Raw genomic sequence first — 22074 nt, 5'->3', positions numbered from 1 at the left:
GCTGGTCAGCCGAGCGCGGCGTCGAGGGTCACCGCGGCGTCTATGAGCGCCAGGTGCGTGAAGGCCTGCGGGAAGTTGCCGAGCTGCTTGCCGGTCGGGGCGATTTCCTCGGCGTACAGGCCGACGTGGTTCGCGTAGGTCAGCATCTTCTCGAACGCGGTGCGGGCTTCTTCCAGCCGTCCGGCGCGGGTCAGCGCGTCGACGTAATCGAAGCTGCACAACGAAAACGTGCCCTCGCCGCCGGCGAGCCCGTCCGGGGAAGCGACCGGGTCGTAGCGGTAGACCAGGCTGTCGGTGACCAGATCGGCCTTGATCGCGTCGAGCGTCGAGAGCCACAGCGGGTCCTTCGCCGGGAGGAAACCGGTGCGGGGCATGCGAAGCAGGGCCGCGTCCAGTTCGTCGCCGGTGTCGTGCTGGACGAAGGCGTTGCGCGTGCGGTGCCAGCCCCGGCTGAGGATCTGGCTGTGGATGCTGTCGCGCTGCCAGGTCCAATCCTCGACCGGGGCGGGGCGGCCGTGCGTGTCCGCCAGCCGAATGGCGCGGTCGAAGGCGACCCAGCTCATCAGCCGGCCGTAGGTGAAGCGTTTCCGGCCGCCGCGGGTTTCCCAGATTCCTTCCTCGGGCTGGTCCCAGTGGTCGCCGAGCCAGTCGAGCGCGGCGCGGAGCGCGGTCCAGCCTTGGTGCGGCAGTTCGAAACCCGCGCGGTCGGCGGCGAAGACGCTGTCGAGGGCTTCGCCGTAGATGTCGAGCTGCAGCTGCCCGGACGCGGCGTTGCCGATCCGGACCGGGCTCGACCCGCGGTGCCCGGACCAGTGCGCGAGGCGTTCCTCCCGCAGGTCCGACGTGCCGTCCACCCGGTACAGGACGGCGAGCGGCCCGCTGGCCCCGCCGTCGCCTTCGCGGATGCGGTCGCCGAGCCAGTTCCCGAAGCGGGCCGCCTCCTCGGCGAATCCCAGCGCCAGCAACGCCGAAACCGAGAACGACGCGTCGCGGACCCAGGTGTAGCGGTAGTCCCAGTTGCGTTCGCCGCCGAGCTGCTCGGGCAGCCCGAGGGTGGGCGCGGCGACCAGCCCGCCGGTCGGGGCGTAGGTGAGCAGTTTGAGGGTGATCGCCGAACGGGCCACGATTTCCCGCCAGCGGCCGCGGTAAGCGGAGCGGGCGAGCCAGGTGCGCCACCAGTCCACTGTGGACTCGAAAAGCGCGGTGAACTCGGCGACGCCGATCTCTCGCGGCGGCGCGTCGGCTCCGGTCTCGAGCACGACCCCGCGGACTTCCCCCGCGTCCAGGGAGACCCGCAGATGCACGTCCTCGCCTTCGACGCGCGCCTCGGCGAGCTGCTCGTCGCCGGGCTCGCGGACCGCGTGCAGCACCAGTGACATCCCGGGCGCGGTGAACACGGCTCCGTTCTTGACGAGCATCGCCCGATGCGGACGTCGGCCGTAGTCGAAGCGGGGCGCGACCAGCACGTCGAACGTCATCCGGCCGCGCACGCAGCGCACGAGCCGGGCGATCCGGTGCCGCTTGGCGGGGGCATCGCCGCACGGCGGCATGAAGTCGACGACCTCGCCGATCCCGTCCGGCCCGGAGAACCGGGTGATCAGCACCGCGGTGTCCGGGTGGTACATCTGCGAACTCGCGCAGGCGCCCGCCGGACGGATGCGGAACCGGCCGCCGCGTTCGTCGTCCAGCAGGGCACCGAAGACCGACGCCGAATCGAATCGCGGCGCGCAGAACCAGTCGATCGACCCGTCGGTGGTCACCAGCGCGGCGGTCTGCAGGTCGCCGATCAGCGCGTGCTCGGCGATCGTGGTCTCGGTCATGGTTTCTCCCTCGGGGCAACGGGTTTCCTCGTCCGCACCGTCGCCGGAGCGGGCCCGGACCGCCTCATCCGCGCGGGGTGAGGTGGCCCGGCCGCCGCCGCGCCACCGTGTGCGGCACCCGAGCAGGAAGGCCCGCCGATGATCGTGCTGCCCCTGGCCCTCGCCCAATTCGTCGCGAGCTACGCGGCCACCACCATGACCGTCGCGGTCAGCGCCGTCGCCGCGGATCTCGGCACCACCGTGCTCGGCGTGCAGACTGCGATCACGGTGTTCACGCTGACCATGGCGTCGCTGATGGTGCCGGGCAGCAAACTGAGCGATCTGCTGGGCCGCAAGCGGTGTTTCCTCGCCGGACTCGGCGTTTACGGCACCGGCGCGCTGCTGGCTTCGCTCGCGCACGGGCCGGGGATGCTGATCGTCGGCTATTCGCTGCTGGAAGGGATCGGCTCGGCGCTGATGATCCCGCCGATCTACATCCTGGTCACCGTGACCAGCCCGGACCTGGCAGATCGCGCGCGAGCGCTGGGCGTGGTCAGCGGGGCGGGCGCGCTCGGCGCGGCGGCCGGTCCGCTGCTCGGCGGCCTGGTCACGACGTGGCTCGGCTGGCGTGCGTCGTTCCTGCTGCAGGTGCTGCTGGTCGGACTCATCGTCCTGCTGGCCCTGCGCGTCGCCGAACCGCCCGCTCCGCCCCGCGAGAAGCGATTCGACGTGGGCGGCGCGCTCCTTTCGGCAACCGGGCTGTTCTTCGTCGTTTTCGGTGTCCTGCAATCGGGTTCGTACGGCTGGTTCGTTTCCCGGGCGGACTTCGCGCTCTTCGGAGTCGTGCTGATTCCGGCGGGAAGCATCTCGCCGGTGTGGTTGTTCGCCGGAATCGGCGCGGTGCTTTTGGTCCTGTTCTTCGTGCACGTCCGCGCCCGGGAACGAGCCGGGCGGGATCCGTTGGTGCCGTCAGGGCTTTTCCGCGACCGGGTCACCGGACTCGGCTTGGCGACCCAGCACGTGCAATGGCTTGTTCTGCAGGGCTCGTTCTTCGTGGTGGCTGTTTTCCTGCAGGAGGTTCGCGGCTGCGACGCGATCGAAACCGGGTTGATGCTGACGCCCGCGACGATCGGCATCCTCGCCGCTTCGGCCGCCGCGGGCCGGATGGCTCGGCGGCACTCCCAGCGGTGGCTGATCCGCGTCGGCTTCGTCCTCGCCGTCGCCGGATTGGTCTTCGTGCTTGTGCTGGTGCGCGCCGATTCGGGTGTGGCGAGCGCGGTGCCCGGGCTGTTTTTGCTCGGCGCCGGCGTCGGGATCATGCTCACGGCTTCGGCGAACCTGGTGCAGTCCCGCTTCCCGGATTCGGCCCAGGGCGACATTTCCGGGGTGTCGCGCAGTGTGTCCAACCTCGGCTCGTCGGTCGGGACCGCGCTGGCCGGGTCCGTTCTGGCCGGGACGCCGCACCTCGGGGACCGGTCCTTCGCGCTCGCCCTCGCGACCTTGGCCGTCGTGGCGGCGACCGGGCTCGTCGCCGCGCTGTTCCTGCCTGCCCCGAAGTAATCGGTCCGGTCGGCGACGCCGCACCGCGGCCACGATCACCCGCAGCACCACGCCGAGCACGACCAGATCGGCGACCATCTGAAGGGTCACCAGCACCCGGGCGGTCGCGGAAACCGGGGCGATGTCGCCGAATCCGACCGAGCTGAACACCGTGACCGTGAAGTACAACGCGTCGGTGCGCGTCAGGCCCGTGCTGAAGGAACCGGGACGGTCGTGGCCGAGCACGTAGTAGCCGTCGGCGAACAGCAGCAGGAACAACGGGACCACGAGAGCCAGCGCCTGCACGCCCTGTCCGGCCGGGAACGGCGAGCGCAGGATCATCCGCACCTCGCCGACCACCAGCAGCACCACGAGAGCGAGCCCGGCGACCAGCACGGCCAAGGTCCAGGGCCGCAACGGCTGGCCGACCGGAAGCAGATAGTAGAGGCAGACCAGCGCGGTGATCGTGAGCAGCGGCCGGAGCACCGCGAGCCGGACGAACCGCCACCGCCGCGACGCGGTCACGGCGCGAGCGCCTTCCGCATCAGGGTCTGGTACTCCGCGTCGTTGATGACGCCGTCGTCCAGCAGCCGCCGGGCTTCGGCGATCTGGGCCGCGCTCGTAGTGTCCGATGTGGACACTGAACGCACGTAACCGGCGAAGCGCCGTTCCGCGGCTGCTTCCCGGACGCGCCGCCGGTCGTGCAGGCGCCGGCCCTCGATGCCGAGGTAGAGCAGGACGCCGAGGACCGGCAGCACGAGCATCAGCAGGGTCCAGCCCGCTTTGGCCCAGCCGGAGGCGTCGGAGCGGCGGTAAAGGTCGCCGACGGCCACGAACAGCAGGCCGAACCAGGCGACCCAGCAGAAGAACACCAGCATCGTCGCCATCACGTTCCAGAACGGGTACTCCGCGCTCGCCAGGGGCATGACTTCTCCTCGCCGTCGATTCGGGGACCGGACGGGCCCACCCGACCGGATCGCGGACGCGCCCGCCTCGCCCGCCGCGGGTGGGGCGGGCGCTATCCGGCGAAGTCGGGGACCTCCGCGTCGAGCAGTCCGCGTTCCTGTGCGACCGCGACCGCTTCCCGGCGGCTGCGGACGGCGAGCTTCGCGTAGATCCCGCGGACGTGGGTCTTCACGGTGTTGGGCGAGACAGTCAGGTCCTCGGCTATCTCGTCGATCGACCGCTGAGTCGGCAGCAGGCGCAGGACGCCGCGCTCGCGTTCGGTCAGCGGCTCCGGCATCGGGGGCGTACGCAACCGGCGCCGCACCGCGAGGATTTCCCCGGCGAACCGTTCGCCGCTGCCGAGCGCGCCGAGCCGGCTGGTCAGGAACCCGGCGAGATCGGGCGGGGCGAAGACGAACGGGAACCGGATCCCGGCGGGTTCGGCCGCGCGCAGGGCGTCGTCGAGCAGCCGGGCCGCCCGTTCCGGTGCTCCGGCGGCCAGCGCCGCTTGCACTCCGACCAGCGTCGCCTCGACCGCCGCCCACGGGAGCGTCATGGGTGCTTCGTCCTCCGTCAGGGAACGCAGCACGGAACTCGCCCCGTGGTGCCGGCCGAGCCGCAGCTGCGTCCGGGCGCGCACGAGCAGTTCTTCGCCCGAGCCGGCGAGCGCGGGCGCGGCCCACCGAACGGCTTCCTTGGCCTGGCCAGCCGCGCCCAGCCGTAGCGCTGCGCGGTGTTCGAGGACAGCACACAGGACCGCGTGCTGGGCTGGGCAGGACCGGCTGGTTCCGAGACGGCGGCGGGCCCGGCGCATCCGCCGCAGCCCGGAGTGCCAGCCGCCGAGTTCGAATTCGGCCGCGCCGCGCAGGGTTTCCGCGAACAGCCGCAGGGTGCGGGCCGCCCGCGCGGGCGCGTCGCCGAGAAACTGCCCGACCCGTTTCGCGTGCGTGACGCAGTCAGCGGGCTCACCGCGCATCAGCGCTCCGTACGCCAGCAGGGCCGCTGCTTGCGCACGCTGGAACGACTGCGGGGAATCCTGGCGCGGCTGCACTGTCCCGGCCCGGCGGGCGAGCCGGTCCATCGCGGGGTAATCGCCGTCTTGGCAGGCGATTTCGGCGAGCGCGGCGAGACAATGGGCGACCGTGAACTCCTGCCCGAGTTCCTCCGCCGCGGCGAGGACGCGTTCCAGGGATCGCCGGGCTTCTTCGTGCTCGCCGCGAATTGCGAGTACACCGGCTCGGTGCGCAGCCGCGAGGCCGGCTAGCTCGGTGTCGAGTTCTTCGTCGATCTGTTCCGCTGCGCGCTCAGCGTGCGCCGGGGTGCGGTCGAGTTGGGCGAGGCGGGACTGCGCCAGCTGCCGCAGAACGGTCAGCTCCGCCGTCGGCCGGTCCGGCCACGCGGCGTCCGCCCAGGCGAGGTGGAGACAGGCCGCTGAGGTCTCGGCGGACTCGAGACTCAGCGCGGCCGAGATCAGCGCCGCCAGGGGATCGGCCGCGACCCGCCGGTCTTCCACCGCGGTGAGCGCCAGGCGCAGGACCTGGTGTTCGCCAGCGAGGAACAGCGAAACAGCGTGTGCGCGCAGAAGTTCGCAGACCTGGCCCGGATCGCCCGCGTGGACGCTGTGCAGCAAGGCGGATGCGGGCCGGTCGTGTTCGGCGAACCAGCGCGCGGCCGTCGCGTGCAGCGCTCGCGCGCGGTCCGGCGCCCGCCGCTGCAGCTCCGCTCGCAGGTAGGTGCGCAGCAGCGGCGTGACACGGCGGTGCGGCGGAGTACCGCCGGAATCGACCGCCCGGACGGACGGCCCGCTCAGCTCGTGGAGCATCGCCTCCGCGTCGGCCCGCCCGCAGAGCACCGGAGCGAGACCAGGCGGGACGTCGTCGCAGACGCTGATCGTCCGCAGCAGTTCCCGCTGTGCCGCCGAAAGCGGGGAGAGGACTTCGTCGGTCAGGTAGGCGAGTGCGGCGCTGTCGCGGCCGGTGTCGAAGTCCCACAGGCTGCCGTGCCGGGACGCGGACGCCGCCGCGAGGCGCAGCCCGGCTGGCCAGCCCCCGGTCCGGTCGACCAGCGGTGCCACCTCGTGCCGGGGGATCGCCGCGTCCGCGGCGGCGAAGAGCGTTTCCGCCTCCCCGGCGGTGAACCGCAACCGCTCGGCTCCGATTTCGACGAGCCGGTCCGCGAGTCGCGCCCGGCCCAGCGGCAACGGCGGCTCCTTCCTGCTGACGACCGCGAGGCACAGTCCGGCGGGCTGGTGGCGCACCAGCGTCCGCAACCCGCGCCACGGCTCGGGCGAGGTGATTTCGTGCGCGCTGTCGAGCACGAGCACGACCGGTTCGCTCAGCGTGTCGAGCGCGTCGGCGAGTTCGGCCAGGAACGCGAGATCGGTGCTCGGCGACTCGGGCACCGCCAGAAACCGCAACGGATCTCCGTCCGGGAACCGGCCGCAGCGGCTGAGCGCTTCCAGGACGGCCGACCAGAAAAGCCGATCGTCGTTGTCGTCGGCGTCCGCGGACAGCCAGGCGACCGCGCCCGGTCCCCGGCGGCGCGCCCATTCGGCCAGCAGCACGGTCTTGCCGAACCCGGCGGGGGCCCCGACGAACACGATGGCGGCCTCGGCCGCGCGGTCGAGGACGGCGAGCAGCCGCGGCCGCGACACGAGGTCCGCGGGCGGGCCGGGAACGGCGACTTTGGTTCTCGGCACTTGTCTTCGGAGCGAGACGTCGAGGCGCCGGCGCATGCGCAATTCTCCTTCGCGGTCGGTTCCGGGCGATTCCGGCGGATTTTGCCAGGCACCGAGAGCGGCTCATCCGCTGCGGGCGAGGAAAACGGCGTCCGGCGGCAGAATCGTGGGGCGGGTGAAAATACGCGGGAATTCTTCGGGCGGCCGTCCTCGATTCGCCTGCACGCAGTTCTTCTGGCTCGGGCCGGGCGAGGTCGTGGTGCTCGACCTGGTGCGGACGGGCTCGCTCAGCGCCGGGACGGCGGTGCTCGGGCTGACCGTGGCGCTCGCCTCGCTGGTCTCGCCCGCCCGGATCCGGGCGGGCGTCCGCGCCGCCGCGGACCTGGTCGCGCGGCTGGTCTTCCTTCCGCCGCACGGCTGGTCGGCGTTCGTGGTGCTGCTCGATCTGGCCGTCGTCGGCTTCGCGTGGCACGCGTCCGGGCGGGACGGAGGCCGCCGGTGAGCGCGCCCGCGATCCTGGGCTCCCGCGCGAATTACGTTTTCCGCGGCTGTGGCGCCATTCCGGAAGGAGCCGCCGAAAGCGCCGCCGATTTCCGGGACGTGCTCGTGGTCCCCGTTCCGCCGGAAACGATTGTGTTCGGCGCGGTCGCCGATCCCGCCGACCTTCCGCGAATCCTGCGCCGGCTCGAATCGCTCGGGATGCACGTCGAATCCGTCCATCGGGTCCGCGAACTCCCCCGGACGGAGCACCGCGCGCTCGGGTGACGCGGTCCGTCACGACCCGGCCGCCGCGACGCGGCCGAGCCGGATCGCCCGCCGCAGCGCGGCGTGGTCGCGTTCGTTCTGGTCGGCGCAGGCGGCCGAGAATTCCCGGACCGCTTCGGCGAAACCCGATCCGGACCCGAGGTACGCGGCGATCGCGAGCGCGTCGCCGGTGCGCGCGTGCGCCTTGGCCACCGTCCATCCGCACAGCCGGGCGTTGGCCCGCAGCACGTCCGGGGTCATCGTCGCGACGTCGCCGCAACTCCGGTCGTGGCGCAGCCTGCGGACGTGGAAGTCGCGGGCCGGGCCGTCGAAACCGGGGGAGCGGGCCCAGCCGAGGAAGACGTCGCCCGCGGCCTGGATCAGCCGTTGCCCGGCGACCACCCGCCTGCCGGGACTGTCCAGCGGGGAGGCTCCGGTGTACTCCTGCAGCACTGACGGCCGGGCTTCCTTCACCTGCAGGAGAAGCGGGTCTCCGGTGTCCGTCCGGACGAGCAGGGCGACCCAGCACCGGGCCCCGGAACCGGCCTGGCCTGGCACCGTTCGCGCGGCGTCGGCCAGCCGGTAACGGTCCAGCATGGCCCGTCGCGCGGGGCCGAGGGTGCGCCGGTAACGCCTGAGCACGGCGCAGAGGCGATCGGCGAGCGTCGCGGGATCGCCGTCCCCGCCGATGCGGCCAGCCGCGACCGCCCACGGTGCGCGGGCAGCCAGCTTCAGTGCGCCGTCGCGGATTTCGGTGTGCCGGAACGGGTCGGCGACGCGTCGGCGGGCGGGGCCGAGGCGATGTGCCGCGACCGTGCGCAGTGTCCTGGGGTCGGGCGGGGCGAAGAAGATCTCGAGCGGAGTGCGGCGCGCGAAGTCGTGCATTGCCAGCCGGTACGACTCGACCGCCGCCAGCACCGTGCGCCTGCGTTGCGCGGCGGGGTGCCCGATCTCCCGGCCGGCGACCTCGAAGCTCGCGGCGAGTCGTTTGACGTCCCATTCCCAGGGCGCGCGCAGGGTCTCGTCGAAATCGGCGAAGTCGAACACCAGCCGGCGGCCCTGTGCGGCGAACAGGCCGAAGTTGGCCAGCTGGGCGTCTCCGCAGGCCTGGACCGCGAATCCGGTCCGCGGCGTGGCGGCGAGATCCGCCGCGGCGGGCAGCGCGGCGCCGCGGAAGTACGCGAGCGGCGAGGCGGCCAGCCGGGTGTAGCGCAGCGGCAGCAGTTCCGGGACCCGGCCGGAATCCTGGCGCGCCAGCAGGGCAAGGGGATCGGCGCGCAGGACGGCACTGGGGAACTCCGCGTGGCTGGCAGCGGGCACAGCGAGGCGCGCGGCACGGGCACGGGCGATCCGCACGGCGGTGTCCTTGTCGGTGAAGGGCATGGCACGGATCGTCGGCCCGGCGACCGGGCGGCGGCGTCGCCCGTCAAGGGTGAAGCGAGGTCATCCGGGACGGGTGACGACGGAGAGCGGGTTTCTCCGGAGAGTGGGCGGTGCAGGTGCGGTCCGCCTCTGGCGGGAGGCCGCGGCGGCGTTCGGGGGCGTCGCCGCGGTCTCGCCTGCGCCGCAACGGCATTCGCCCGGAAAGCCGAGCACAATGGACCGAACGGGCGCTCGCCGAACAGTTCGGCGAGGGCCCGTTCGCGTGCGGGTCAGAGCTGCTCGTGCTCCGGGGCTTCCCCGAAGGCGGCGCGCAGCCGGGCTTCCTCCTCGTCGGACAGATTGGTCGTCAGCAGCGTGGCTCCGGTTTCCTTGAACGGTTCGGCGACCCGGTCCAGCACCGCGTTGTCCGACATGACGAACAGCGCCGACGTGCCCGGCGTGACCTGGGTCCGGACGGTGTCGACGAACTCCTCGTCGATCCCGACGCGGCGCAGCGATCCGGTCAGCGCGCCGATCGCCGCGCCGACGGCCGCGCCCAGCAGCGGGACGAGGAAGATCAGGCCGAACAGCAGACCCCAGAACGTCCCGCCCAGCGCGCCGGCTCCGGCCAGCGAGCCGAGTTCCTTGGTCTTCGGCTTCTTCCGGCCCTCGGGCCAGCTCACGCGCGCCGCGTCGGCGATCGAGATCAGCTGCTGCTTCTGCAGCCGCTGAAGAAGCTCCAGTGCGTTTTCCGCGCCGTCGACGGTCGGGAACCTCCATACGGTCAACGTGGCCATGACGTCTCCTCGCTCCGGGATCGGTGGTCCGCCGCACTGTTTCCCGTCCGGGCGGCCGCGGCTTCGCCCGCTCCGGGTGAAAGCCCGGGACGGTCCGCACCCCTGATCTCACCTGGCGCGGGCGAGGCCCGGCGGCGCGGGTGCCGACCATGATCGCCCGGGTCCGCAGCCCCTCGACGAACGAGGAAGAGACCCATGACCGAACGCATGCACCCCCCGGCCGGAAACGCCGGAGCCCGGCCGCCGTTCCCGCCGGAGCGGGCCGTCTCCCGGACGCGCCGGGCCGGCTGGATCTGGTTCGCCGGGACCATCACCGTCCTCGCCGGGCTTTTCACCGCGGTGGAAGGCCTGGTCGCGCTGGTCGACCGGCACTACTACGCGGTCGGCCCGGCCGGCCTGCTCGTCTTCTCCCTGACCGGCTGGGGCTGGGTCCACCTGATCGTCGGCGTCCTCGTGGTGCTGACCGGGATCGCGCTGTTCGCCGGGGCGCAGTGGGCCCGGGTCTGCACCGTCGCGCTCGCCGGCTTCAACGCGCTGGCGCAGCTGGCCTTCCTGTCCGCGTACCCGTTCTGGGGCGCGATCGTGATCGCTCTGGACGTCCTGGTGATCTGGGCCGTCATCGTGCACGGAGACGAAGCGGCCGCCGGGATCTGGTGACCCGGCGGACCGGTTCCCGGTGCTCAGTACAGTCGTGGCCCCCGCCCGTCGACCGCGGGAGCCGGGGGCGCACTCTCCCGACAGCCGAGAGGTCCGACGTGCCCGCTCGAACGACGCCCCGGCCCCGGCCGGTCCCCGGCGCGAAGGTCGCGGTGCCGCGGCTGCCGGGGATCTTCGTCCCCCGCCCCCGGCTGGACGTGCTGTTCTCCCGCGCCGCCGGGCGGCCGGTCACCGTGGTCCGGGCCCCGGCCGGGGCGGGCAAGACCACGGCGCTGGCCGCCTGGGCCGGGGCCGGCCGCGCAGTGGCCTGGGTGTCGCTCGACGAGGACGACAACGACGAAAGCCGGTTGTGGGAGGCGATTCTCGGCGCGTTGCGGCGGGACTTCGCGGAGGACAGTGCGCTGCACCGGTTGCGCCCGCCGTCGCCCGGACGGCGGCGGGCGTTCCTGGCCGACCTCGACGACGCGCTCGCCGGGCAGAACGGGCCGGTGCGGCTGATCCTCGACGACCTGCAGGAGATCCGCCGCGCGGAGCCGCTGGAGGCGCTCGCGGCACTGGCCCGACACCTGCCGTCCGCGCTGCGCCTGGTGCTGTCCACCCGGGTCGAGCCGCCGCTGCGGCTGGTCCGGCTGCAGTTCGAAGACGTGCTGTCCCGGGTGGACGCGGCCGAACTCCGGTTCACCGCCGCGGAGACGGCGAGCCTGCTGCGAGCCGCCGGTGCTTCGGTGGACGACGAGCGCGTCCGAGACCTCACTGAACGCACCGCGGGCTGGGCCGCGGCACTCGGCTGGACGGCGGTTTCGGTGCGCGAAGATGCTGCCGTCGATTCGGTCACCGGCGACGATCGTGCCGTGGCGCGGTTTTTCTCCGACGAAGTGCTCGCGCACCTTCCCGCGGCTACGACGGATCTGTTGCTGTGCCTCAGCATCTGCGACGCGGTTTCCGCGACCCTGGCGGTCCGTCTGTCCGGCCGTCGGGACGCGGGCGCGCGATTGGACGAACTCGAGCGCTCGTGGGGCCTGGTCACGCGCACACCAGCGGACACCTACCAGTTTTTCCCGCTGCTGCGGGGTTTCCTGCAAGCCGAACTGGCGCGGCGGGATCCGGCGCGAGTGCCGCGGCTGCACGGGATCGCCGCGCGCTGGCACGCCGGCGAAGGACGGTACGGGGAGGCGCTCGGGCACGCGGTCGCCGGACAGGACCGGGAATACGTTCTAGTGCTGGCCCGGGAGCGAGCCGTGCGCCAAGTGCTGGCCGGAGACGGGGGACCGGTGCGTGCCGCGCTCGACTTCCTCGGCAGCGCGACGGTTGCCGCGAACCCGTCGCTGCGGCTGGCGTCCGCGCTCGAGAACATTCAAGGCGGACGGCTCGCCGAAGCGGAGTCCGATCTCGGCGGCGAGGGCGGCGGCGACTGGTGGCCGCTCGCCGTCCGGCATCTGGCCGCGATCAAGGGAAACCGCCTGGCCGGAGCGGAACCGCCGGCAGCGCGGCACCCGGCGTTCGACGCCTGGTCCCATCTCGATCGCGCGTGGCGTTCGCTGTACCGGGGCGCGTGCCGCCACGCGCGCACGCAGGCGCAGGAGGCGTTGCGCCTGGCGAGCGGCGAGCGGCTGGATCACCTCGTGCTGCACAGCAAGCTGGCACTGGCGGTCGCCAGCGCCTTCGGCGGGAAGCACCCTGCATTGCGCCGGGCGTGTACTGGCGCCCTGGCGGTCGCACGCCGACACGACTGGCAGCGCACTCCGGGAGTCGCCGAGTGCCGGCTGTTGCTGGCCTACGACGAACTGATGCGCGCTGAACCGGCTGCAGCGGCTCAGGAACTGGCCCAGGCGACCGCGGTTCCTGGGTCCGCGCCGTTGCTGGTGCCGTTGCGTGAGTTCTTCGAGGGCGTCGCCCGCTTCGACGACGGCGACCGGACGGCTGGTTCTCAACTCATGCGTGCGGCGCGTCGGCAACTCGCGTGCTTGGACCTTCCCCGCGAACTCGTCGGGGTATGCGCAGTCGCCGAGCAGCACGCCGCGCTCGCACTCGGCGAAGCGTTGCACGCGACGGAAGTCCTTGCCTGGGGCCAGGATCAGCTGCCGGGGAGCGGCGAACTGGCTGTCCTGCGGATCCGCGCCCACCTCGCGGCCGACGAAACCGGCCCGGCCGAAGCCGTGCTGCGGGAAACCGCGTCGGCGATCGCCCTGCTTCCCGCCACCCCGGTCGACCGCTGCCTGGCCGAAACCGCGCTCGGCCTGCGCTCGCACCGCCGGACCAAAGCCCTCCAAGCCCTCGACCAGGCCCTCGCGATCGCCCGGCCGAACGGGCTGGTGCGGCCGTTCGCGCTCGCGGAGCCCCCGGTCCGGGACCTGCTGATTGGCCACTCCGGCGGCTTCGGCTCGCTCGACCGGTTCGCACAGACGGTCCGCGGCAGGCTCGTCCCGCACGCTCCGCCCAGCGACCTGACCGATCGCGAGCAGGTGGTGCTGCAGCGCCTGCCGTCCCAGCGTTCGCTGGACGAGATCGCGTCTGATCTCACTGTCTCGGTGAACACGGTGAAGACGCACGTGCGGGCCATCTACGGGAAGCTCGGCGTGAACAACCGGCGTTCGGCTGTGGTTGTCGCTCGTCGGCATGGCTTGACCTGACTGGGTTCAGCTGTCGTCGCGGCGCGGAGCCGACAGCAGCGCCTCCGCCCAGCGGGCCCGCGGATCGACGTCCACGAGCAGCGCCTTGGCCAGCAGCGTCGCCGGCACGGCAAGGACCGCGCCGAGCGGGCCGAGCAGCCACGTCCAGAACACCAGCGCCAATACGGTGACCACAGTGGACAGTCCCACGGAGCCCGCCACGAACCGGGGCTGAATCAGCGACTGCACCACGAAATTCAGCACGAGGTAGACGGCGAGCACCACGGTCAGCCCGCGCCAGCCGTGGTCGAGAAGCGCGATCACCGCGGGCGGGGCCACGCCGATCACGAAGCCGACGTTGGGGATGTAGTTGGTGACAAAGGAAAGCAGCCCCCACAGTATCGCACCCGGAACGCCGATCAACGCCAGTGCGGCCGTGTCGAGCGCTGCCACGAGTCCGCCGAACACGGTTGTCACGAGCAGATACCGCCGCGTGCCCGTCACAAACCCGCGCAATGCCGCGGAAATCCACGGCCGGTCGCGCGCGATGCAGCGGAGACGTTGCCCCGCCCAGGCCGTTTCGGCGCTCAGGAACAGCAAAAGGCCGAAGAGGAACGCGAGATTCGTGACCAGCTTGCCCGCGCCCGCGAGCAGCGAACCGGCCAGCCGGACGAGTTTTCCGGCGTCGACGGAGGAAAGCAGGCCGCGCACCTGCGCTTCGCCGACCCCGAGCGTCGCGAGGCCGTGGTGCAGCAACTCGTCGACCCGGCCGGCGTAGCTGGGGGCCAGCGCGGACAGTTGCGCGACCGACACCACGACGACGAGGAAGAAGACCAGCAGGACCGCGTAGACGGCGACGACCAGCACGGTGACGGTCAACCAGCGTGGCAAACCCTTGCCCCGCAACCAGGTTCGTACCGGATCGAGGGTGATTACGACGACCAGCGCGAGAAACACCGGCGCGACGAGCCAGGCGATGGCTTGCACCCCCGCGAGCACGACCGTCGCGGCGGCCGCGCCGAGGAGCACGACGAGCGCACGGGGGAGCGGGGTTTTGTTCGCCTCGCATTCGGGCAGGATCGGCGGCGGCTGCGGTTGTGATTGCGTGCTCTCGCCTCGTCGGTCGGCAAGGCGGGGACGTGCTCGCCTGGACTTGCGGAACCGGCGAGCCGGGAAATCGGTGAACGACGCGCGCACCATGAGAATCCCTCCCGAAGCAGGCGGCAGGCCCCACCGTGGCCGGGCGCGCGGACCCGGTCTTCACCCGGCGGGGGCGGGTTGTGCTTGCCCGCGTGCGTTTTTTGTCGGTGGTGCCTGCAACCATGTCCTTGACCGACCGAGGAGGGCACGATGACGGATTCTTTGACTGAACTGATTTGGCTGGAGAGCTACGGCCCGCTGAACGACATCTTCTGCGTTACTTTCCTGCGCGGCCTAGACTCGCCAGAGGTCTTACGACGCTTCGGAGCCGCCTCAGGTGAGCAGCTGGCTTTCGCTGAGCTGAACAGCCTGGTGTCGGAGTACGTCGAACAAACCCAAGGCGGCAATGGCGGCGGGTACGTCGGCGTGGTGCCGTCCGGGGAGTGGAGCGTGGCGATCGAGCCGTGGGGCTGGCAAGGGAATCTGCCGGAAGTGATTGGCGGACTGTCGAAGGGAAGCGAGGTCGTGGCGATCAACCGGCACGACTACGCCGAAGCGCACTTCGTCTACGCGGTGGACAGCACAGTGATCGGAGGCTTCCTCCCACGCCTGCCGAGCCAACAGTACGGCAGCGACCCGGAGCGGTTGACACGGTGGATGCGCGAGGCCGGGCTGGATCCGGCGCAAGAAGAACGCCCGCCGAACCCCATCGCGACGGCGTTCGCGGTGGCGGCCAGGATCACCGGCGTGACGTTCACCCCGGAGTTCCTTGAGCGGCCGTTGCTGGTGGGGGACATTCGCACCTAGCCGATGAGTGTTGGCGGGTTGGCTGGTTGGTGGCCGGGCGCTGAGTCGGCGGCAGAGGCGGGGTGACGGCGACGCTTGCGGTCTCGCACGAGGAGTGTGCTGCATGACCCTGCCACCGTGTTCTCGGTGGGGAGATGGCCGGAGAGACATCCGCGCCGGAGCTGGCATGAGCCAACCTTCGTCGATCGTGACGCCTTGGCTGTCACAGGAACACGACTTGGAGACGAGTGGGTGGAGGTGAGTTTGGCGCGGGCAGAGGCTTTCGGCGGTCCGTCGTCGCCACGCCAGCGGGCGACGGCCGAGAGGACCGGCGTGGCTCTTCGACCTGCGGCAGGCGGAGCCGGCAGTGCCACGGCCAGACAGTGAAGTCGGTTCTGGTGGCGGTTGGTGTGGCTATTCGATCGATGAGCGGTGTGGCCCTCGGTGTCCCCGGCGGGCGGAGTCGGAGGCCTTTGGCTTGAGCGCCAGGGTCAGAGGGTGAACTCGGCTCCGTCCAGCGGCAACTCCGCGCCAGCTCTCACCACGGCGGCGTGCTCCGGGCCAGCCCGGTCCAGGACGGGGTTCGTGTTGTTCAGATGGGTGTAAGCCCACCGCGTGGCACCCGGGCGGCTCGTGATCATCGGCAGCGTCGTGGTGATCGGCACGTGGCCCATCGCCTGCTGGGCCGTCGGGTTGGCACTCGCGACAGCGGCAGTGAACTCGCTGCCGCTGTAGAAGGTGCCGTCCAGCAGGACGAGGTTCGCGCCGTCGGTGAACGTGTCGAAGCCGGGCGGCCAGGTGCGCAGGCAAGGCGCGTAGACGAGCGTGCCTCCGGTGGCCGGGTCGTGGATGCGGTAGGCCACTACCCACGGGCCGGGGTGAGTCGAAGTGCGGGCGTATTTCGGTTGTTTGTCGCTGATGGGAAGGGAGGTGATCACCAGGCCGTCGAGGGTGGTTTCGGTGCGAGGGTGCCAGTTCCACGAGTGGTACTCGCTGATGATGGTGCGTGCTGGGAAGTGGTCGGTCAGCGCGTGCAGCGCGGCGGCGGGGGCGTGGACGGTGAGAGCCGCCGCCTCGCGGAGCATGAGCAGGCCGAGGGTGTGGTCCAGTTCGGCGTCGGTGAGCAGGACCGTGCGCAGCGGCGTTTCGCGCGGGCCCGGTCCGGCGCGCAGGGCCGGGGTCGCCAGGATTTGGGCGCGGATGTCGGGCGAGGCGTTGAGCAGGTGCCATGCGCGGCCGTCTGCGCTGAAGGCGACGCTGTCTTGCGTACGCGGAGGAGAATCGGAGGTGCATTGGGAGCAGGCGCAATTCCACTGTGGACAACCGCCGCCGGCAGCGGTGCCTAGGAGGATGACTTTCATCGGGCCGGGCCACGCATGATCAGGTCCGGAGTGGACGGTGCGGCGAGGATCAGGTCGACGGTGCCGCGGTTCGGCGAGCGGGAGCAGACCGGGTCGGTGTTGGCCGCGTCGCCGGTGAGCTGGAACGCTTGACAGCGGCAGCCGCCGAAGTCGGTGGTGCGGCGGTCGCAGGTGCGGCACGGTTCGCTCATCCACTCTTCGCCGCGGTAGGCGTTGAAGGACTCCGAGCGGTACCAGATGTCGGCAAGGGCGGTGTCGCGCACGTTGTCGAGGGTGAGCGTGGTGATCGCGCTCGCGGCGGGGCAGGGGAGCACAGTGCCGTCGGGGGCGATTGTCAATTGCCGCGCGCCCCAGCCGTGCATGCACGGTTTCGGGAACGGCTCGTAGTAGTCGGCGACGACGTAGATGATCTCCAGCGTGCCGCGGAGGCGCTCCACCGCTGAGCGGACCACGGGTTCGGCGGCGGCGAGTTGCGCCCGGGTGGGCATCAGGGCGTCGCGGTTGCGCAGCGCCCAGCCGTAGTACTGGGTGTTCGCCAGTTCGAGGCGGTCCGCGCCCATTGACTCGGCCAGCGCGATGATTTCCGCGAGCTGGTCGTGGTTTTGCCGGTGCAGCACCACGTTGAGGGTGAGCGGCAAGCCCGACGCTTTCACCAGTTCGGCGGCGGCCAGTTTGAGGTCGAAGGCCTTCGCTCCGGCGAGCAGGTTCGCGCGGCCGGGAGTGGCGGCTTGCGCGGAAAGCTGGACGTGCGCCAAGCCCCGTTCGACGAGGTCGTTCAGCCGTGGCTCGGTCAGGCCGAGGCCGGAGGTGACGAGGTTGACGTAGCAGCCGAGCCCGCTCGCATGCGTGACCAGCTCCGGAAGGTCCGGACGCGCCAGCGGTTCCCCGCCGGACATATGCACCTGCAGCACGCCCAGCTCCCGGGCCTGCGACAGCGCGTCCGTCCAGTCCGCAGTGGACATTTCCGCGGATCGGCTCACGAGTTCCACGGGATTCGAGCAGTACGAGCAGTGCAGGGGACACCGGTGCGTCAGCTCCGCGAGCAACCCCAGCGGCGCGGTCACGTCCATTCGATCACCCGCCGTTGTCCGAACCGGGTCAGCACAGCAAGGACATCGCTCTCTTGGACGCCTTGGTACCGGCTGTTCAAGAGGCCGATGATGCCGGAGACCGGCGTGGCGCCGTCGCAGAGTTCCAGTACAGCGGTGGCGGTGGAGTTCGGCACAAGCACGCCTTCCGGGAACAACAGCACGTGCACCCCGCGCACGTGATCGAACGTCAGGCGCACGCCGACGCGCAGTTTCGGCACCGACGCGGCGGTGATGGTGTCCATCGGCTCACTCCTTGGCCGCGGCGCGTTCGATGGCGTCGAGCATCGACCACAGCACGTCGCACTTGAACGACAACGCGGCCACCGCCTTCTCCTGCTGCTCACGGGTACCGCAGTGGCGCACGACGATGTCCAAAGTGTCCTTGCCCTCGCCGGAAACCTTGTCGATCCGGTTCGTGAAATACGCCAGGTCCGCGCGGGAGATCCACGAGTAGTTCGCCAGAACGTCGGCCACCCGCTGCTGCATCAGATGCCCGGCGAACATCTCGGTCAGGCCGGAGGCGATGGCTTCGACCCACGGTTTGGTACGCGCGAAGGTGACGTAGGCGTCGACAGCGAACCGCACACCGGGGGCGACGTGCCGTTCATCGAGAACCTCAGCTCGGTCGAGACCGACGGCGGCGCACAGCCGCAGCCAGCGTTCGGCTCCGCCTTCGCCGTCGACGGCGCCGTCGTGGTAAATGATCCGGTCGAGCCAGACGCGGCGGATTTCCGGGAGCGGGCAGTTGCTGATGATGGCCGCGTCTTTTTGCGGCAGCTGGCATTGGTAGTACCAGCGATTCGCGGCCCACAGTTTCAGTTCGTGCTCGGTCAGTTCGCCGGCGTGCATCCGCTGGTGGAACGGGTGGCTGCCCCAGTACCGGTGGGCGAGGCCGCGCAGGGCGCCGGTGAATTCCGCCGGGCTCATCGGGTGCACAGTGGACATTCGCATACTCCGGGATTCACTGAGCGGTACGGTTTTCCGGGCGGACGGGACCGCGAGCGAACCGGCCCCGTCCGGCGGGTCACTCCTCCCGGCGGGCCGCGTAAGCGGTGACCTCCATCGGCGTTTCGTACTCGACGAAGTCGGGCGCGGTCCACATTTCGGCGGTTTCAGGCATGAGGAAACTCGCTTTCCTTCGGTGGTGCACCGGTGAGCGGGGCAGGCGTCCCGCCGCGAACGCCGTCACCCTAAAAGCGCAAGGCGGCCGGTCGCCAGAGGCGCGGGCCGATTTCTCGCCGACTTTGTAAATATTCCTTCCGATGGCGCAGCGGCGGTCACTCTCGGGCGTCGGCGCCCCTTGTCCGCCCGACAGATTCCCCGCGGGCGCGCGACAACCTCCTGATGCCGCTTGACATCGGACCCGCGGGCAACCGAATAATAGGGTTCAAGCGCGGTTGACAACGTTGTCAGTGAGAGGCTTCGGGAGCGACGTGACCCAGGTGAATCGCAGGCGTTTCCTGTCCGGCGGCATGGCTGTCGCAGGCGGTGGTGTGCTCGGCGCGTTCGGACTGTCCGGTACCGCCGCGGCAGCTCCGGAGGCCCGACCATACCAAGCGAGCGGCGAAATCGGCACTGGATGGACATTCGCGGCGGCGGACGACACCACCGCGGGCAGCGCACTGTCCAGCGCCCAGAACATCGCCGGCCTGAAGCCAGCCATCGTCCCGGGAACGCCGCTCACCAGCATGATCGCCAACGGCGAGTACCCCGACCCGCTGTACGGCCACATCGTGACGGACACCGTCCCGGACACCCTCAAGGACACCGCCTACTGGTACCGGGTCGCGTTCCGCGTGCCGAAACTCGTTCCCGGCCAGCGGTTCTGGCTGCAGTTCGACGGAATCAACTACCTGGGAACAGTCTGGCTCAACGGCGCCAAGCTGGGCACGGTCGAAGGCGCGTTCAAGCGCGCAGTCTTCGAAGCCACCGACATCATGGCGAAGGCGAGCGGCACGGTTTGGCTGGCAGTGCTGGTCGGAAAACTCGACTACACCGACCCGCCCGCGCTGCCGAGCTACACCAGCGGCGTGACGCGCGGCGGCCGCAACGGCGGCCCGACCGGGATCACCCTGAAGAACGGCCCGACCTTCTTCTGCACCGCTGGCTGGGACTGGCTGCCCACCATCCCCGACCGCGACCTGGGAATCTGGCAGCCAGTCACCTGGCGCACCACCGGTCCCGTCCGGCTGGCCGACGTGCAAGTCACCTCCACACTGTCGCAGGATTTGCGCACGGCAGACGTCGCAGTCGAACTAGCCCTGGACAGCGCCACTGCGAAGTCCGTAGTGCTGAAGGGATCGCTGGCCGGACGAGAGTTCCGGCGAACGGTCAACGTCCCGGCAGGCGCGTCATCGATCACGCTGACGTCGAAAGACCTCGCCTGCCTGCGGCTGGACGAACCGAAACTGTGGTGGCCCAACGGCTACGGCGACCCATACCGCTACCGACTGGCTGTCAGCGTCGAATCCGGCGGGCAGGTCCACGACGAACGAACGGTGGACTTCGGAATCCGGCGAATCGAGTACACGACCCCCATGCGTTCCCCGTCCGGTGCGGTGACCGACTGCCTGGCGATCACCGTGAACAACCAGCCAATCCTGGTGATGGGCGGCAACTGGGGATTGGACGAAGCGCTCAAACGGATCCCGAGGGAGCGGTTGCGAGCGCAGGTGCGCCTGCACCACGACGCCAACCTCAACCTGATCCGGAACTGGAACGGCCAGAGCAGCACCGAGGACTTCTTCGATGCCTGCGACGAGTACGGCATCCTGGTCTGGCAGGACTTCTTCTGCTCGACCGAGGGCCCGCCCGCGGAGAACACCGCTCGCGACCTGGCGAACATCCGCGACTGCATCGTGCGATTCCGCAACCACCCGTCGATCCTCCTCTGGTGCGGCGGCAACGAGGGCCCGCCTCCGCAACCGCTGATCGACGGCCTGGACGCGCTGGTCGCCGAATTGGACCCGCAACGCGTCGCGCTGACCAGTTCGGCCGGAGACACCGGGGCGAACCCGATCGACGGCTACCGGTCCGGCGGTCCGTACCACTGGGTCCCGCCCGCCAAGCACTTTTCGCTCAACGACGGCACACAGTGGCCGCCGTTCCACAACGAGGTCGGCTCGTACTCGATCCCGACGCTGGAGTTCATGCGGAAGATGCTGCCGGAGTCGTCGTGGGAGCACCCGGACGATTTCTGGGCCGACCGGGACGTGAACGGCAACGGGGGCAATGGCGGCGGAGCAGGCTACCTCCGTCTGACAGCCGAACGGTACGGGGAAGTGCGGAACCTGCCGGACTTCGCCCGCAAGTCGCAGCTGATGAACTACGAATGCATCAAGGCGATTTACGAGGCCCCCGTGGCGAATATGCGCAGCGCCGGGCCGTACCCGCGCACCGGGGTCATCATGTGGATGACCAATCCCGCGCAACCGAGCTTCGTCTGGCAAATGTACAGCCACGATTTAGAGGCGCATTCGTCGTATTACGCGGTCCAGCACGCCTGTCGGCGGCTGAATGTGGTCCTGGACGCGAAATCGTTGGACGTCGTGGTGGCGAACCATGGCCGATCGCCAGTGCGGGGCCGGGCCGAGGTCACGCTCTACGGCCTGGACGGCGTGGAGATCAGCCGCGACTCGTTCGGGGTGGATGCGGGAGCTTCTGATCGGACTGTGGTCGGCAACATTGCGGGTCGGTTGAAGGATGCTCCGTCGGAGATCGTCTTTGTTCGGATGGTGCTCAAGGACTCCCGAGGTTCGGAGATAATGCGGAACTTCTATTGGGCAGAGAATCCCGCGAGGGCGGCAGGATTCGCCGGACTGGACGAAATGCCCGCAGCCGCTGTTTCGGTGATCGCCGGAGTTTCACGGGGAAGGGACGGCACCGAGGTGGCTGTCGATGTGCGCAACGTCGGGGAGTCTGTGGCGTTGATGGTGCATTTGCAGGTATACGACGTTCGGACCGGCGAACGGGTTTTGCCAGCCACTTTCAGCGACAACTATCTGAATTTGGTCGCCGGAGAAGCGACAACCGTGAGGGCTGAACTGGACAGCGAGCAGGCTCGGCGGCATCCGAACCTCGGGATCCGGGTCGACGGATGGAAGATCGACCAGCGAGCGTCCCGATTGCAAGGACGCGGCGCAGCGGTGACGTTCAATCACCAGGCGCTGGACACGCATCCCGCGGCGCCCACGTTCGAGCGCTGAGCCGAAGCATCACCCGCGCGAACTCCGCTCCGGAGCGGCAAGGATCGCTTCCAGCAACCCGGGAAACCGCCGCTGCACCTCATCCGTCCGAACATGCACGATCCGCCGCCGCCCCTCGGCGACAGTCCGCGTCAGCCCGGCCTCGCGCAGCACCCGATAGTGATGCGAGATCGTCGGATTGCTCAACCCCAGCCCGGCTTTCTCCACCAATGTCGCACAGTCGATCGGGCCCCCAGCCTGATACATCGCCCGCAAAATTGCCCGCCTCCCGGGGTCGGCGAGAGCACTGAGGATGACCGTCAAGTCGAACGACTCGACCACCGGCTCAGGCAACGTCCGCGACACGGGCAGGTCTCCTCCCA

The 22074-nt window shown here is 70.3% G+C and carries 19 protein-coding genes and 1 pseudogene; 7 read left to right on the top strand and 13 right to left on the bottom strand.

From position 1 onward, the window contains the following. Positions 1-5: 5 nt before the first annotated feature. Positions 6-1820 (bottom strand): glycoside hydrolase family 15 protein, encoded by a 1815-nt coding sequence (locus ACWDNU_RS16840; protein WP_449669499.1) that lies wholly within the window; start codon positions 1818-1820, stop codon positions 6-8. Positions 1821-1958: 138 nt separating this feature from the next. Between ACWDNU_RS16840 and ACWDNU_RS16835 the strand changes: the two genes are divergently transcribed. Further along, on the top strand, positions 1959-3359 hold the full coding sequence (locus ACWDNU_RS16835) for an MFS transporter (RefSeq protein WP_449669498.1): 1401 nt from the start codon (positions 1959-1961) through the stop codon (positions 3357-3359). 78 nt (positions 3360-3437) lie between these two features. Here ACWDNU_RS16835 and ACWDNU_RS16830 read toward each other — a convergent pair. From ACWDNU_RS16830 to ACWDNU_RS16820, 3 genes and pseudogenes are all read right to left on the bottom strand, one after another. Continuing rightward, a pseudogene (locus ACWDNU_RS16830) lies at positions 3438-3680 on the bottom strand (ion channel); the annotation flags it as partial. A 179-nt stretch (positions 3681-3859) separates the two neighbouring features. Beyond that, positions 3860-4264: an SHOCT domain-containing protein gene (locus ACWDNU_RS16825; protein ID WP_370936596.1), complete on the bottom strand. Its 405-nt coding sequence runs from the start codon at positions 4262-4264 to the stop codon at positions 3860-3862. A gap of 92 nt (positions 4265-4356) precedes the next feature. Further along, positions 4357-7017 (bottom strand): LuxR C-terminal-related transcriptional regulator, encoded by a 2661-nt coding sequence (locus ACWDNU_RS16820; protein WP_449669497.1) that lies wholly within the window; start codon positions 7015-7017, stop codon positions 4357-4359. A 118-nt stretch (positions 7018-7135) separates the two neighbouring features. Between ACWDNU_RS16820 and ACWDNU_RS16815 the strand changes: the two genes are divergently transcribed. Together ACWDNU_RS16815 and ACWDNU_RS16810 are read left to right on the top strand one after the other, a co-directional pair. Next, entirely contained in the window at positions 7136-7462 is a 327-nt protein-coding gene (locus ACWDNU_RS16815; protein WP_370936598.1) for a hypothetical protein, read from the top strand. Further along, entirely contained in the window at positions 7459-7725 is a 267-nt protein-coding gene (locus ACWDNU_RS16810) for a hypothetical protein (RefSeq protein ID WP_449669496.1), read from the top strand. The genes ACWDNU_RS16815 and ACWDNU_RS16810 overlap by 4 nt, the downstream gene beginning before the upstream one ends. Before the next feature lie 9 nt (positions 7726-7734). Here ACWDNU_RS16810 and ACWDNU_RS16805 read toward each other — a convergent pair whose 3' ends face one another. Continuing rightward, positions 7735-9087 (bottom strand): DUF2252 domain-containing protein, encoded by a 1353-nt coding sequence (locus ACWDNU_RS16805; protein WP_449669495.1) that lies wholly within the window; start codon positions 9085-9087, stop codon positions 7735-7737. Positions 9088-9356: 269 nt separating this feature from the next. Then, positions 9357-9863 carry a DUF1269 domain-containing protein gene (locus tag ACWDNU_RS16800; RefSeq protein ID WP_370936601.1) on the bottom strand — a complete coding sequence of 169 codons (507 nt, stop codon included), beginning with the start codon at positions 9861-9863 and terminating at the stop codon, positions 9357-9359. 195 nt (positions 9864-10058) lie between these two features. On the opposite strand from ACWDNU_RS16800, the gene ACWDNU_RS16795 reads away from it, so the two are divergent. Then, positions 10059-10520 (top strand): DUF7144 family membrane protein, encoded by a 462-nt coding sequence (locus ACWDNU_RS16795; protein ID WP_449669494.1) that lies wholly within the window; start codon positions 10059-10061, stop codon positions 10518-10520. A 98-nt stretch (positions 10521-10618) separates the two neighbouring features. Further along, positions 10619-13150, top strand: coding sequence for a LuxR C-terminal-related transcriptional regulator (locus ACWDNU_RS16790; protein ID WP_449669493.1), 2532 nt, complete (start codon positions 10619-10621; stop codon positions 13148-13150). A 6-nt stretch (positions 13151-13156) separates the two neighbouring features. Here ACWDNU_RS16790 and ACWDNU_RS16785 read toward each other — a convergent pair whose 3' ends face one another. Next, positions 13157-14329, bottom strand: a complete 1173-nt coding sequence (locus tag ACWDNU_RS16785; protein ID WP_449669492.1) for an AI-2E family transporter — start codon at positions 14327-14329, stop codon at positions 13157-13159. A gap of 150 nt (positions 14330-14479) precedes the next feature. Here ACWDNU_RS16785 and ACWDNU_RS16780 point away from each other — a divergent pair, with 150 nt between their 5' ends. Then, positions 14480-15076 (top strand): DUF6461 domain-containing protein, encoded by a 597-nt coding sequence (locus tag ACWDNU_RS16780; protein WP_449669491.1) that lies wholly within the window; start codon positions 14480-14482, stop codon positions 15074-15076. A gap of 470 nt (positions 15077-15546) precedes the next feature. On the opposite strand, the gene pqqB is transcribed toward ACWDNU_RS16780, so the two are convergent. From pqqB to pqqA, 5 genes are all read right to left on the bottom strand, one after another. Beyond that, positions 15547-16416 carry a pyrroloquinoline quinone biosynthesis protein PqqB gene (pqqB, locus tag ACWDNU_RS16775; RefSeq protein ID WP_449669490.1) on the bottom strand — a complete coding sequence of 290 codons (870 nt, stop codon included), beginning with the start codon at positions 16414-16416 and terminating at the stop codon, positions 15547-15549. Beyond that, complete coding sequence (pqqE, locus tag ACWDNU_RS16770; protein WP_449669489.1) at positions 16413-17486, bottom strand: pyrroloquinoline quinone biosynthesis protein PqqE; 1074 nt, start codon at positions 17484-17486, stop codon at positions 16413-16415. Before pqqE ends, pqqB begins: the two co-directional genes overlap by 4 nt. Beyond that, the gene (pqqD, locus tag ACWDNU_RS16765) at positions 17477-17749 is read right to left on the bottom strand and encodes a pyrroloquinoline quinone biosynthesis peptide chaperone PqqD (protein WP_354735130.1); all 273 of its coding nucleotides are present in this window, start codon (positions 17747-17749) and stop codon (positions 17477-17479) included. Before pqqD ends, pqqE begins: the two co-directional genes overlap by 10 nt. A gap of 4 nt (positions 17750-17753) precedes the next feature. Continuing rightward, the gene (gene pqqC / locus ACWDNU_RS16760; protein WP_449669488.1) at positions 17754-18452 is read right to left on the bottom strand and encodes a pyrroloquinoline-quinone synthase PqqC; all 699 of its coding nucleotides are present in this window, start codon (positions 18450-18452) and stop codon (positions 17754-17756) included. Between the two features lie 79 nt (positions 18453-18531). Further along, on the bottom strand, positions 18532-18627 hold the full coding sequence (gene pqqA, locus ACWDNU_RS16755) for a pyrroloquinoline quinone precursor peptide PqqA (protein ID WP_116204359.1): 96 nt from the start codon (positions 18625-18627) through the stop codon (positions 18532-18534). 313 nt (positions 18628-18940) lie between these two features. On the opposite strand from pqqA, the gene ACWDNU_RS16750 reads away from it, so the two are divergent. Continuing rightward, positions 18941-21712, top strand: a complete 2772-nt coding sequence (locus ACWDNU_RS16750; RefSeq protein ID WP_449669487.1) for a glycosyl hydrolase 2 galactose-binding domain-containing protein — start codon at positions 18941-18943, stop codon at positions 21710-21712. A gap of 9 nt (positions 21713-21721) precedes the next feature. Here ACWDNU_RS16750 and ACWDNU_RS16745 read toward each other — a convergent pair whose 3' ends face one another. Continuing rightward, the gene (locus tag ACWDNU_RS16745; RefSeq protein WP_449669486.1) at positions 21722-22057 is read right to left on the bottom strand and encodes an ArsR/SmtB family transcription factor; all 336 of its coding nucleotides are present in this window, start codon (positions 22055-22057) and stop codon (positions 21722-21724) included. Positions 22058-22074: the final 17 nt, after the last annotated feature.

The sequence above is a fragment of the Amycolatopsis sp. NPDC003676 genome (assembly GCF_053587275.1).
Note: the sequence above shows the minus strand (reverse complement) of the source record. Positions and strands in the feature narration are given on the sequence as shown.